This is a genomic window from Cellulomonas sp., from assembly GCF_965229465.1.
Classification (GTDB): Bacteria; Actinomycetota; Actinomycetes; order Actinomycetales; family Cellulomonadaceae; genus Cellulomonas.
This window is the reverse complement of sequence record NZ_OZ245882.1, coordinates 2662195-2674872: the sequence shown is the minus strand read 5'-3', so window position 1 is coordinate 2674872 and position 12678 is coordinate 2662195. Positions and strand designations below refer to the sequence as shown.

Genomic DNA, 12678 nt, shown 5'->3' with positions numbered 1-12678 from the left:
GTCAGGCCGGCGCCGGCGTCGGCGGGTCCGAGCGATGCTCGTCCGACCGCGGGCTCAACAGTCCGATCTGGTGACCGTCGGGGTCCGCCAGGACGGCGAACCGCGAGCCGAAGAACGCGTCGAACGGTCGCTGCCGGGACTCGTGGCCCAGGGCGGTCATCCGCGTCCAGACGTCGTCGACCGCGTCGCGGCTGGGCAGGTGGATGGACAGGACCGTCGCCGCCGCGTCGTCGTCGGGGCTGCCGCTGTTCCAGTACGCCACCGACGAGTGCTCGTCCAGCTCGACGCTGAGTCCGTCGAACCGGATCTCGGCGTGCGGGTCGGCCGGTTCGCCGACGTCCCAGCCGAGGTCGCGGTAGAAGGCTCCCGCGCGGACGACGTCGGCGACGACCAGGTTGACCTGCGTCGGACGCGGGAGCGTGTGACCCGACGGCTCGTCGCGCGGGGTCTGCTGGTGGACCAGGAGCCGCCACCTGCCGTGCTGGTCCCGCGTGTACGTCGACGAGAGCGTCGCCCGGTACGTCACCCCGCCCCGCCGGCCGACGAACGGGTACACCACCGTCGCCGTCGACCTCGACTCGACGAGCCGCGGCTCCCCGAGCTCGACCTCGTCCCACCCCGGCGACGCGTCGACGGCCAGCACGCACCCGGCCCGGGTGAGCACCGCGCCCGGCACGACGACCACCGCGTCCTCGTGCAGCACCCGCTCGTACTCGCGACCACGCCCGCGCGCGAGGTCGTTCTCGAACGCCATCAGCTCGTCGACCACACCCATCCACCCAGGCAACCACCGTGAGCGCACCGGGGTCGAGTGGGACCCTGGACGGGTCGGAAGGGGGACGTCGTGATCGACCAGACGGATGACCGCCTCGCGGAGCTGCTCCGCGACACCGCCGAGGCGGCGGATGCCTACATGCGCGGCGACATGGACCGCTACCTCGAGCTGATCCACCACGCACCAGGGTTCACGCTCCTCGCGCCGTACGGCGGCCCGGCGTCGCGCCACGAGGAACGTGACCCCGAGGTGCGGGAGTCTGCCGGCTACTTCCAGCGCGGCCAGGCCACGCTGGAGCACGTCGAGACGCACGCGTGGAACGACACGGCCGTGATCGTGATGATCGAGCGGCAGCACGGCGAGGTGGGCGGAACGCCGGACCAGGAGTGGTCGCTGCGTGTGTCGCACGTGTACCGGCACGACGGTGAGCGGTGGCTGCTGGTGCACCGGCACGCCGACCCGCTGGTGCGGCCGATCGACATGGTGGCGCTGGGCGCGATCGCCCGGGGCGACGGCCCGACCGCGTGACCCGGAGCCTCGCCCTGTGCTCGTGGAGCGGCGTCTTCCCTCCGGGGCAGTCAGGGAACGACGACGCTCTCTGGCCCGAGATCTATCGGCGGCGGCTCACGGGGCGCAAGCTCACGGACTGGGTCGCCAGCGCAGCTCTCCTGGGTACGCGGTCTGTGGTCGTCCCGAAGGCGGCCGAAGCCACGGCGCTCCTGCTCGGACGAGAGCCCAGGGGATACCGCGAGTACGTGGTCGAACGTGCACGCACGCCGGTCACACGGTGAACCGAGGCGCGGGATCAGCGGCGCGGGCGCCCGCCGACCCGGTCGTCGTGACGGCCGGTGCCAGACTCAGCACGTGAGCTCCGTCGGTCGCACGGTCCAGTCCCGCATCTACCGCGCTGGGGTGTACGGCCGGACGCCCGTCGTCCCGGTCGAACCCGCCGCCCTGGAGGCCGCCGCCCGACGACGGATGAGCGACGTCGCCTGGGCCTACGTCGCCGGCAGCGCCGGCCGCCAGCGCACCGCACAGGCGAACCTCGACGCGTTCGACCGCCACCGGATCGTGCCCCGGATGCTCGTCGACGTCGAGCAGCGGGACACGTCGGTCGAGCTGTTCGGCCGACGGCTGCCCGCTCCCCTGCTGTTCGCGCCGATCGGGGTGCTCGAGCTCGCGCACCCCGACGCGGACCACGCGGTCGCGCGGGCGGCGCGGGCCCTCGGGCTGCCGATGGTGATCTCGTCGCAGGCCTCCGTCCCCATGGAGGACATCGCCCGCACGCTCGGCGACGCACCGCGCTGGTTCCAGCTCTACTGGAGCAAGGACGACGACGTCGTCGACTCGTTCGTGAGCCGCGCGGAGGCCATCGGGAGCGAGGCGATCGTCGTCACGCTCGACACGCACGTGCTCGGCTGGCGCACCCGGGACCTCGATCTGGCGTACCTGCCGTTCGCGCGCGGCGAGGGCATCGCCCAGTACACGAGCGACCCCGCGTTCCGCCGGCTGGTCGAGGCGCGCACCGCCGCACCGCGACCGACCGACGAGCCGTCGCCGCGTCCGACCCCGTCAGCGGTCCGCGCCCTGCACTCGATGGCCAGCCACTACCCCGGCCGCCTGCGCGACAACCTGCGCTCACCCCTGCCCCGGGCGGCCGTCGAGACGTTCCTCGACGTCTTCTCGCGCTCGTCGCTCACCTGGGACGACCTCGCCCGGCTGCGCGAGCGGACGTCCCTGCCGATCCTGCTGAAGGGCATCCAGCACCCGGGCGACGCCGCGCTCGCGCTCGACCACGGGGTCGACGGGATCATCGTCTCCAACCACGGTGGGCGCCAGGTCGACGGCGCCGTCGCCTCGCTCGACGCCCTCCCGGCCGTGGTGGAGGCGGTCGACGGACGCGTTCCGGTGCTCTTCGACAGCGGGATCCGCAGCGGCGCCGACGTCGTGACCGCGCTCGCGCTGGGCGCCCAGGCCGTCCTGGTGGGTCGTCCCTGGGTCTACGGCGTGGCCCTCGCCGGAGCCGACGGCGCCCGGGCCGTGATGCAGCACCTGTGGGCCGAGCTCGACCTGACCATGGCGCTGTCCGGCGTGCGGTCCGTCGACGAGATCGGGCCGGACCTGCTGGCCCCCGGTCCGCGGTGATAAGGCGACCGACGCTGGTCCTGACCGTCGGGCTGCCGGGCACGGGAAAGACGACCGAGGCGCGGCGGATCGAGGCGGAGAGGGGCGCGCTGCGCCTCACCAAGGACAAGTGGGTGAAGGCTCTCTACGGGCTCGCCAACCCGCCGGAGGCCACGGCCGTGATCGAGGGGCGGCTCATCGAGATCGCGCTGCGCAGCCTGGAGCTCGGCATCGACGTCGTCCTCGACTTCGGCCTCTGGGCGCGGGACGAGCGTTCGGCTCTCCGGCACGCGGCAGCGGCACGGGGTGCGGCGGTGGAGCTGCGCTACCTCGAGCTGACGCCGGCCGAGCAGAGGCGACGCCTCGACCAGCGGCACGCCGACGAGCCGCACACGACGTGGCACATGTCGGACGAGGAGCTGGCGACCTGGGCCGCCGCGATCAGCATCCCCACGCCGGGGGAGGTCGACGGCAGCGAACCTCTCGACGCCCCGCCCGCGGGGTTCGCGACGTGGGACGAGTGGCGCACTCACCGCTGGCCCCCGGCAGTGACCTGACCTCCGCGCACGGCTGGGTCGACCCGAACTCGATGTCTCCGCCGTCAGCCCGTGCCCTCGCCCGAGCGCTCCCGTACCCGCTCCTGATGAAGCGGAGCTACGACAACTCCCGCGTTGAGTGCGCGCTCACGCCCGAGGCCGCGGGCACGCGCATCCATGCCGACTACGGCGGCGACGTCGCCGACGGGCTGCGGCTGGTGGCGCTCCTGCAGACGTTCGTGCTGGCGCGGATCCTGCTGCGCGACGTCACCGGCCTCCGCCGGGTGCTCGAGGCGGAGGACCGGGCGCACACTCCTGGGGCGTGACGTCGTGCGACCCGGCGCGGACCATCCGGATCGCGCGCACGCCGTCGTCGACCGTGCTTGCTCCGTCCGCGACGAAGCCGTGCTTGACGTAGAACGCCTGGGCGCGGGGGTTCGGATCGGCGACCCACAGCACCGCCGACTCGGTCGGGGGGACGACCCAGCGCAGGAGCGCGCTGCCCGCACCCGAGCCGTGGTCGGCCGCGTAGACGTAAAGGACGTAGAGCTGGGTCTGCCAGGGCACGTCGGCGTCCTGGGTCGGGCCCGACATGGCGACACCGATCAGCCGCCCCCCGCGCTCGGCCACGGCGACCCGGTTCTCGCGGTAGCGCTCGTCGGTCAGGGCCGCGGTCCAGAACCGCACCCGAGCCTCGACGAACCCGGGGTCGTCGAGGACGTCGTCGGCCATGAGTCCGCGGTAGGTCTCCTGCCATGACCGCACGATGACGTGGGCCATCGCCGTCACGTCCTCGACCTGAGCTCGACGCACGACGACAGGGCCCGGCACAGTCTCGTCGCCGCCCGGCGGGACGGTGCTCCGGCTCCCCCGTGCCGGATCCGTCAGAACCTCATGCCGTCGAGGTAGGTGAAGCCCTCCTGGGCCGCCTCGAAGGGGTCGAACGTCGGGTCGCCGAACCTCGGGTCGTGCTCCACGACGTAGTACTTCGTGCTGCCACCCGCCGCTCGGAAGATCGACGGGAAGTCGATGATGCCCTGGCCGACGATCTCGATCCGACCGGGGAACGGACCGGCTGCCATGTCCTTCACGTGGAACAGCTTGATCCGGTTGCCGTACCGCTCGATGACGGCGATCGGGTTGCCGATGCCGCCGCCGTTGGTCGCCCAGTAGAGGTCGAGCTGGAACACGACGTTCTTCGCGTGCGTGTTCGCCATGAGGATGTCGAACACCGTCCGGCCAACGAACACCGTCTCGAACTCGATGTCGTGGTTGTGCACCATCAGCGTCTGGCCGTGCCTGCGGGCCACGGCGCCGAGCTCGTCCAGGTACTCGGCGTACGCGATCCACTCGGCTTCGGTGGTGTAGATCGGCGGGAAGATCGGGGTCGCCCCGGAGCCGAAGTACGTGATCCCCAGCGTCCGGTTGTCCCGCAGGATCTGGTCGATGTCGGCCGGGTTCTGCGGCGTCCCGACATCGACGTGCCGCGCGGACGCCTTGAGGCGGTACTTGTCGAGCAGGGCGCGGTACTGCTCCGCGGTCAGCCCGCTCAGCGTGAACGGCTCGACGTTCCGGTACCCCATGTCCCTGAGGCGGCTGAACACCTCCTCCGTCCGGGCGATCGTGGCGGCGTCGGTGCCGAATCCGATGTACTCGGCGAACGTCCAGAGCTGGACCGAGATCTTGCTCGTCGGCACCCCTCTGCCGTGCCGGTCCGGCGGCGCTGCGGACGCGGAGCCGACCCCAGCGACGACGAGGCCGAGAACGACCAGCGTCGCGACGACCGCGCCGCGCAGCGTCCGGGCCCAGGATCGATACAGGGTTCCCATCGGTGCCTCCCCAGGGCACTGTGCCCGAACGCTGGGCCGGGCCTCTCTGCCCGGGGCACGTTCGATCTCTCTGCACCGTAACCGGCAGCCGCTCCGCAGGGGAACGCATGCGCCCCTACGTCGCCGGGTCCTCGTCGTCGAACCACCCCTCAGCCTCGCTGACCTTCAGTCCGTACGTGTAGGCCGTCAGCTGGCCGAGGAACTCCACCCGGTTGTAGGCGTCTCCGCCGACACTTCGCGCACACCAGTTGCCGTCATCCAGCTTCACGAGCATGAAGAGCGCCTCGGCCCTGGTGCCCTCGGGGAGCGGAGCAACCCGCATGTCGCCGAGCACCTCGCTGCCGGGAACGGTCGGCCGTGTCTCATCCGTCGCCATACGTGCACCCCTACTTCTGCTCGACGTCGAAGCGGAACTCGACGAGGTTCCGTGGTCGTTCACGATCACATGCGTGCCGCATCGGCCCGGGGCAACGATGGTAGGACTCGACCCGGTCCAGGTTCACGGCCGGACGCGCAAGCAGCGATCGGCTCGGAACGGACTGCGACTCCGGCGAAGGCGGATCCGACGCTATCGCTGCATGCCGTACCGTCCGGCGTCGATAGCTCCGTAGGCGTCGTCGATCGTCGCCTGGTATCCGTCTGTTCCGAGGCGCGGAATCAGCGGCGCGAGCGCCTGCTGAAGATCCGACATCACCTTCTTGTCAACAGGCTCCGGGAGCTCCATCACTTCGAGATCCTCCGAGAACTCGGAGAAAGCGATGCGTTCGTGCAGTACGACGGCTTCGGCGAGAGTCAGGAACAAGGTCACGCCGTCGCCCGACGAGTTCGCTTCCACGCCGTCACCCCTCACGCCAGACCGGCTTGCTGGCGGCCCTATGCCCGACTTGGGTCGTCTGCCCGACCGGACCCGACCTCCAGCGACCTACGCGCTGAACCACGTCGGCAGGACGCCGCGCCGCTCGAGCTCGAAGATCGCGAGCTGCCGGCGCTGGTGCAGGTTGATCGAGTACACGAACGTCCTGTCCAGGGCCTCGGCCTCGAACGCGCGGGCCGACTCGGCTCGAGCCTGGAGCTTGGCCTTGTCTGCGTCCACCTGCGCCTGCATCTCCTGGAAGGCGTCGCTGCCCGGCCACTGGTTCGCGAGGCCCGCGAGACCCTCCGTGACGGACTCGAACAGGGCGGCGTGCTTCTGCGCCTCCGAGATGGACGTGACCGGCCCGCCGATGCGCTCGATCTCCTCTCGTACCCGCTCCGAGAGCGTGTCGATCAACGGCAGGAGCGCCAGGAGCGCGCTCGTGTCGAGGGTTGCGTACAGGCGTTCCACACTGGCGAGATCTTCGGCCTTGGTCATGGCGCCGAGCCTACGGCGCCCCCGTCAGGGCGTACCGCGTCCGTCACCCGCCCGCGCGGGGTACACCGCGGCAACCGTCCATAGTTCACCTGCTCGCCGAGCCTCCGCAGTCACACGTGCGGCCGCCTCACACGTTGAAGCGGAACTCCACCACGTCGCCGTCAGCCATCACGTAGTCCTTGCCCTCGATCCGAGCCTTGCCCGCGGCGCGCGCGGCGGCGACGGACCCGGCGGCGACGAGGTCGTCGAACGAGATGACCTCGGCCTTGATGAAGCCCTTCTGGAAGTCCGTGTGGATCACGCCGGCGGCCTGCGGGGCGGTCCAGCCCTGGTGGATGGTCCAGGCGCGCGACTCCTTGGGACCGGCCGTCAGGTAGGACTGGAGGCCGAGCGTGTGGAAGCCGACGCGGGCCAGCTGGTCCAAGCCGGCCTCTTCCTGACCGTTGTCGGCCAGCATCTCGCGGGCCTCGTCCGGCTCCAGCTCGACCAGCTCGGACTCGAACTTGGCGTCGAGGAAGATGGCGTCGGCCGGGGCCACCAGGGCGCGGAGCTCGTCCTGCATCGCGGTGTCGGCCAGGCCGGCGTCGTCGGTGTTGAACACGTAGATGAACGGCTTGCTCGTCATGAGCTGGAGCTCGTCGAGGTGCTCGATCTTCTTGCCGCGCTGGGACAGGGTCTGGCCGGTCTCGAGGATCGCCTGCGCCTCCTGCGCCGCGGCGAGCAGACCGGCGTCCGCCTTCTTGGCGCGGACCTCCTTCTCGAGGCGCGGGATCGCCTTCTCGAGCGTCTGGAGGTCGGCGAGGATCAGCTCGGTGGCGATGATCTCGATGTCGCTCTTCGGGTTCACGTCACCCGAGACGTGCACGACGTCGGGGTCGGCGAACACGCGCGTCACCTGGCAGATGGCGTCGGCCTCGCGGATGTTGGCGAGGAACTTGTTGCCCAGGCCCTCCCCCTCGCTGGCGCCCTTGACGATCCCCGCGATGTCGACGAACGACACGGTCGCCGGGAGGATCCGCTCGGAGCCGAACACCTCCGCGAGCTTCTCCAGCCGCGGGTCGGGCAGCGGGACGACGCCGACGTTGGGCTCGATCGTCGCGAACGGGTAGTTCGCCGCGAGGACCTGCGCGCGGGTCAGCGCGTTGAAGAGGGTGGACTTGCCGACGTTGGGCAGGCCGACGATGCCGATGGTGAGTGCCACAGGGGGGAAGTCTACGGGGGCGCCTCGTCAGGCGAACGCCACGATCTTGCGCAGCAGGTCCGGTCCGGTGCGGTCCAGGGCGCGACCGCCGATGCGCACACCGAGCGCGAGCAGCACCGACCCGAGCACGATCCCCACGACGAGAGCGGCCCAGCCGAGCGCCACCGAGCCGCCCCGGACCGCGAGTACCGCCAGCACGATCTCCGGCAGGCTCAGCACCATGACGGCGAGCCAGCCGGCGAACTGGGAGAGCACGGTCGCCATCGACGCGCCCTGCTTCGTCTGGAACGGGTTCTCGCCCGGGAGCTGGACCGGGTAGACGACGAGCGCGGACAGCACGCTTGACCCGCCGAGCGCCGTGAGCAGGACGCCGATGGACAGGCCGAGCAGGGCCGGGACGACCTCCGGCTGCCCGGTCACCAGCGCCGAACCGACACTCAGGACGACGACCGCCGGCACCGCGATGGAGCCTGCGGCGAGGACCCGGCCCAGCCGGTCCACCGTCCCGTGCAGCGGCGCGGCGACGTGCGTCCAGAAGGCGGTGCCGTCGTAGGCGACGTCCGCCGAGATGCCCCAGCCCATCAGGTACCCCGCGATCGGGCCGATCAGGAGGACCAGTCCGCCGTCGGGGCTGACGACGTAGAACACGATCGCGAGCACCGGGACGATCGCGACGGCGAGGGCGTACCGGGGGTCCCGCGCCCAGTAGGTGAGGCAGCGCGCGGTGACGGCACCGAGCGGGGTGGCGGGGAGCCGGTCGAACCAGCCGAGGCCGTGACCCCGGGTGGAGACCTTCTCGTGGGCGGGGTTCACGAGAGCGTGCGCGAAGGCCCGGTCCCACACGACGACCACCACGAGCAGCGTCGCGACCGCGATCCCGAACCGTGCCGCCGCCGTCGACCACTGGCCGTCGGCGACGTCACCGGGGACCGCCCAGGCCGCACCGAGCGGGGTCCAGGACACCACCTCCGCGATCTGCTCGACGGTCCGGACGGTGAACGCCGAGCTGTCGGACAACCGCCCGAGGATCGGTCCGACGACGATGAACGGGAGCACCGCGACGCCGGCCATCACCTCGCGGAACCGTCGGCTCGCCACGAGCGTGGAGGCCGCCGAGGTGGTCGCCCGCGCGCCGATGACGCACGTGGCCAGCCCGATGACCGAGCACACGACGCCGACGACGAGGGCCGCCGGGGTCCGCCACCACACCCCCGCCATCGCGAGCGCCGAGCCGGCGCTGAGCACGCCGGGGATGCCGATCAGCCCGGAGAGTGCCAGCCCCGTCAGGAGCGAGCGCCGCGGGATGCCGAACGTGACGAACCGCGCCGGATCGATGGTCGAGTCGAGCCCGAACGCGACGAGCGGCACCACCCACCAGCCCAGCACGAGCACCGAGCCGACGAGCACCACCACGAGCCCGCGGATGTCGGGCTCCTGCACGCTGAGCACGGCCATCGACCCGACGACCAGCGCCAGGGCGCCCAGACCGTAGACCGCCCCGACGACGAGGCCGACGACCTGCCACGGGCTGCGCCGCAGACCGTTGCGCAGCAGCGTCAGCTTCAGGCGGACGAGGTGCGCAACCACGCGAGACCCTCCCCGCTGACCCGGCCACCGACCAGGTCCACGAACCGGTCCTCGAGGCTGCTGTCGCCACGCACCTCGTCGACCGTGCCCGCCGCCAGCACGTGCCCGGCGGCGATCACGGCGACGTGGTCGCACATCCGCTGGACGAGGTCCATGACGTGCGACGACACGATCACGGTGCCGCCGGTGCGGACGTAGGACGCGAGGATGTCGCGGATGTTCGCGGCGGACACCGGGTCGACGGCCTCGAACGGCTCGTCCAGCACCAGCAGCCGCGGCGCGTGCACGAGCGCGCACGCCAGCGCGACCTTCTTGGTCATGCCCGCGGAGTACTCGACCACCAGCTTCTTGGCATCGCCGGTCAGGTCGAACGCGGCCAGCAGGTCGGTCGCGCGCGCGGCGACCGTCTCCCGGTCCAGGCCCTGGAGCAGGCCGGCGTACGTGATCAGCTGCTCGCCGGTCAGCCGGTCGAACAGGCGGACCCCGTCGGGCAGCACCCCGAGCATGCCCTTGACCTCGACGGGCGACGCCCACAGGTCCTGCCCGTGCACCAGCACCGTGCCGAAGTCCGGCTGGAGCAACCCGGTCGCCATCGACAGCGTGGTCGTCTTGCCGGCGCCGTTGGGGCCGACGAGGCCGTAGAACGACCCGGCGGGCACGACGAGGTCGATCCCGGCGACGGCGATCTTGTCCCCGAACTTGCGCCACAGTCCGCGCAGCTCGAGGGCGGGTACGTTCGACATCGGACCACCGTAGTGGCGCCGGAGCCTTCGATCCTCCCCCTTCCGGCGGATGTCAGTGGGTGCTGTCAGCCTGCACTCATGGACACAGGACTGCTGCTCGGACTCGCGATCGGTGCCGTCGTCGGCGTGCTCGTCGGCTGGACGTTCGCGTCGGCCCGGCTACGGGCGGCGGACATCGAGGCGGCCCGGGCGCGGGCGACGCTCGAGGCCGAGCGGCGGTCCGCCGCCGACTCCGGCCGGCTGGCCGACCAGTTCCGGTCGTTGGCCGCCGACGCGCTGGCGACCAGCAGCGACCAGTTCCTCGCGCTCGCGCACCAGCGGTTCGCCGCGGACCACCAGACGCAGGTCGGGGAGCTGGCGCAGCGGGAGCAGGCCGTCCGGGCGATGGTGGAGCCGCTGTCCCGCACGCTCGACCAGGTGCGCGTCGAGCTGTCGACGGCCGAGCAGGCGCGGGCCGCCGGCCACGCGGCGCTCGGTGAGCAGGTGCGCGCCATGCACCAGGCCTCCGAGCACCTGCGCGGGGAGACCGCGCAGCTGGTCACCGCGCTGCGGTCGTCGCAGGTGCGGGGCAAGTGGGGTGAGCTCCAGCTCAAGCGGGTGGTCGAGGCGGCCGGGATGCTCGCGCACGTCGACTTCGTGGAGCAGGACCAGGTGCGCACCGACGACGGGCTGCTCCGGCCGGACATGGTGATCAAGCTCGCCGGCGGCAAGAACGTGGTGGTCGACGCCAAGGTCGCGTTCCTCGGGTTCCTCGACGCCGCGCAGGCCACCGACGAGCGCGTCCGCACCGAGCGCCTGGCCGCGCACGCGCGGCACGTCCGGGCGCACGTCGACGACCTGTCGGGCAAGCGTTACTGGGACCAGTTCGCGCCGGCGCCGGAGTTCGTCGTGATGTTCGTGCCGGCGGAGTCGTTCCTGCACGCGGCCGCCGAGCAGGACCCGCTGCTGATCGAGTACGCGTTCGAGCGCAACGTGGTGATCGCGACGCCGACGACGCTGCTCGCCCTGCTGCGGACCGTGTCGTACGCGTGGCGGCAGGACGCGCTGGCCAGCAACGCGCAGGCGGTGCTCTCGCTGGGCAAGGAGCTGCACGGGCGCCTGGCGACCATGGGCTCCCACCTGGCCAAGCTGGGCCGGGCCATCGACTCGGCCGCCGGCGCGTACAACCAGACCGTGTCCTCCCTGGAGACCCGCGTGCTGGTCAGCGCACGACGGTTCGCGGACCTGCACGTGGTCGACGCGGACCTGCCGACGCCGGACCCGGTGAACCCGCAGCTCTCGGCGGTGAGCGCGCCCGAGCTGGTGGCGTCCGCGGAGGAGCAGATCGTCATGTTCGACGGCCGCGCCGACCGCGACGAGCGCGCGCTCCGTGCGGAGGCTGCACTCCCGACGACGGAGGCGACGACCGCCTGAGGCGTCCGGCGGCGCGGCCGTCGACCATGTCGTCGGCACCGGAGAGCAGCCGATTTCCGAGCGCACGCGCATGGTCGTCCGGGACGCCCGGGCCCACCTCGTCAGGCGGGCTGGACGTCCAGCGAGCGGCGGCCGTCGCGGCGCGGGGTGACGGGGGCCTTGCCGGCGGCCTTGAGGTCGGCGCGCAGCTCGCGGGGCAGCGAGAACATGAGGTCCTCGGTGGCGGTGCGGACCTCCTCGACGTCGCCGAAGCCGTGCTCGGCGAGCAGCGACAGGACGTCGCGGACCAGGATCTCGGGGACCGAGGCGCCGGACGTGACCCCCACGGTGGTGACCCCGTCGAGCCACGCGAGATCGATCTCGGAGGCCTTGTCGACGCGGTACGAGGTGCGCGCGCCGGCATCGAGGGCAACCTCGACCAGCCGGACGGAGTTCGACGAGTTCGCCGACCCGACGGTGATCACCAGGTCGCACTCCGGCGCCAGCTTCTTCACCGCGACCTGGCGGTTCTGCGTGGCGTAGCAGATGTCGTCGCTGGGCGGGTCCTGGAGGTTCGGGAACCGCTCGCGCAGTCGGCGCACGGTGTCCATGGTCTCGTCGACCGAGAGCGTCGTCTGCGAGATCCAGATGAGGCGGTCGGGGTCCCGGACCACCACGTCGGCCACCGCATCCGGGGAGTTCACCACCTGGATGTGCTCGGGGGCCTCCCCGTAGGTGCCCTCGACCTCCTCGTGGCCCTCGTGGCCGATGAGCAGGATGTCGTAGTCCTCGGACGCGAACCGCACGGCCTCCTTGTGCACCTTGGTGACCAGGGGGCAGGTCGCGTCGATCGTCTGCAGGTTCCGGGCGGCCGCCTGCGCGTGCACGGCCGGCGAGACCCCGTGCGCAGAGAACACCACGCGGGCCCCCTCGGGGACCTCGTCGGTCTCGTTCACGAACACCGCGCCGCGTTCGGCGAGCGTCTCGACAACGTACTTGTTGTGAACGATCTCCTTGCGCACGTACACCGGGGCGCCGTAGTGCTCGAGCGCCTTCTCGACGGCGATGACCGCGCGGTCCACGCCGGCGCAGTAGCCGCGGGGGGCGGCCAGCAGCACTCGCTTGCGGGGAGCGGTCGCG

Annotated in this window: 15 protein-coding genes; 5 read left to right on the top strand and 10 right to left on the bottom strand. The window is 71.7% G+C overall.

Going from position 1 to position 12678, the window contains the following annotated elements:
- Position 1 precedes the first annotated feature (1 nt).
- The gene (locus ACO06A_RS12830; RefSeq protein ID WP_421732616.1) at positions 2-775 is read right to left on the bottom strand and encodes a VOC family protein; all 774 of its coding nucleotides are present in this window, start codon (positions 773-775) and stop codon (positions 2-4) included.
- A 69-nt stretch (positions 776-844) separates the two neighbouring features.
- Here ACO06A_RS12830 and ACO06A_RS12825 point away from each other — a divergent pair, with 69 nt between their 5' ends.
- The 4 genes from ACO06A_RS12825 (at position 845) to ACO06A_RS12810 (ending at position 3761) form a co-directional block, all read left to right on the top strand.
- Positions 845-1303, top strand: coding sequence for a YybH family protein (locus ACO06A_RS12825; RefSeq protein WP_421732615.1), 459 nt, complete (start codon positions 845-847; stop codon positions 1301-1303).
- 336 nt (positions 1304-1639) lie between these two features.
- Positions 1640-2920, top strand: a complete 1281-nt coding sequence (locus ACO06A_RS12820; RefSeq protein WP_421732614.1) for an alpha-hydroxy-acid oxidizing protein — start codon at positions 1640-1642, stop codon at positions 2918-2920.
- On the top strand, positions 2917-3456 hold the full coding sequence (locus ACO06A_RS12815; protein ID WP_421732612.1) for an AAA family ATPase: 540 nt from the start codon (positions 2917-2919) through the stop codon (positions 3454-3456). Before ACO06A_RS12820 ends, ACO06A_RS12815 begins: the two co-directional genes overlap by 4 nt.
- Entirely contained in the window at positions 3420-3761 is a 342-nt protein-coding gene (locus ACO06A_RS12810; protein WP_421732611.1) for a hypothetical protein, read from the top strand. The genes ACO06A_RS12815 and ACO06A_RS12810 overlap by 37 nt, the downstream gene beginning before the upstream one ends.
- On the opposite strand, the gene ACO06A_RS12805 is transcribed toward ACO06A_RS12810, so the two are convergent.
- The 8 genes from ACO06A_RS12805 to ACO06A_RS12770 form a co-directional block, all read right to left on the bottom strand.
- Complete coding sequence (locus ACO06A_RS12805) at positions 3703-4215, bottom strand: GNAT family N-acetyltransferase (protein ID WP_421732610.1); 513 nt, start codon at positions 4213-4215, stop codon at positions 3703-3705. The two genes, ACO06A_RS12810 and ACO06A_RS12805, sit on opposite strands and share 59 nt — an antisense overlap.
- Before the next feature lie 104 nt (positions 4216-4319).
- Positions 4320-5264, bottom strand: a complete 945-nt coding sequence (locus ACO06A_RS12800; RefSeq protein WP_421732609.1) for a sugar phosphate isomerase/epimerase family protein — start codon at positions 5262-5264, stop codon at positions 4320-4322.
- Positions 5265-5379: 115 nt separating this feature from the next.
- Entirely contained in the window at positions 5380-5640 is a 261-nt protein-coding gene (locus ACO06A_RS12795) for a hypothetical protein (RefSeq protein WP_421732607.1), read from the bottom strand.
- Positions 5641-5832: 192 nt separating this feature from the next.
- Positions 5833-6099, bottom strand: coding sequence for a hypothetical protein (locus ACO06A_RS12790; protein WP_421732605.1), 267 nt, complete (start codon positions 6097-6099; stop codon positions 5833-5835).
- Between the two features lie 87 nt (positions 6100-6186).
- Positions 6187-6615 carry a hypothetical protein gene (locus ACO06A_RS12785; protein WP_421732604.1) on the bottom strand — a complete coding sequence of 143 codons (429 nt, stop codon included), beginning with the start codon at positions 6613-6615 and terminating at the stop codon, positions 6187-6189.
- Positions 6616-6742: 127 nt separating this feature from the next.
- On the bottom strand, positions 6743-7816 hold the full coding sequence (gene ychF / locus ACO06A_RS12780) for a redox-regulated ATPase YchF (RefSeq protein ID WP_421732603.1): 1074 nt from the start codon (positions 7814-7816) through the stop codon (positions 6743-6745).
- Between the two features lie 27 nt (positions 7817-7843).
- On the bottom strand, positions 7844-9403 hold the full coding sequence (locus tag ACO06A_RS12775) for a hypothetical protein (protein ID WP_421732602.1): 1560 nt from the start codon (positions 9401-9403) through the stop codon (positions 7844-7846).
- On the bottom strand, positions 9379-10146 hold the full coding sequence (locus ACO06A_RS12770; RefSeq protein ID WP_421732600.1) for an ABC transporter ATP-binding protein: 768 nt from the start codon (positions 10144-10146) through the stop codon (positions 9379-9381). Before ACO06A_RS12770 ends, ACO06A_RS12775 begins: the two co-directional genes overlap by 25 nt.
- Before the next feature lie 78 nt (positions 10147-10224).
- On the opposite strand from ACO06A_RS12770, the gene ACO06A_RS12765 reads away from it, so the two are divergent.
- Positions 10225-11559 carry a DNA recombination protein RmuC gene (locus ACO06A_RS12765; protein WP_421732599.1) on the top strand — a complete coding sequence of 445 codons (1335 nt, stop codon included), beginning with the start codon at positions 10225-10227 and terminating at the stop codon, positions 11557-11559.
- Positions 11560-11660: 101 nt separating this feature from the next.
- Here the strand turns inward: ACO06A_RS12765 and ACO06A_RS12760 are convergent, their stop codons facing one another.
- Positions 11661-12656 (bottom strand): 4-hydroxy-3-methylbut-2-enyl diphosphate reductase, encoded by a 996-nt coding sequence (locus ACO06A_RS12760; protein ID WP_421736059.1) that lies wholly within the window; start codon positions 12654-12656, stop codon positions 11661-11663.
- Between the last annotated feature and the right edge of the window lie 22 nt (positions 12657-12678).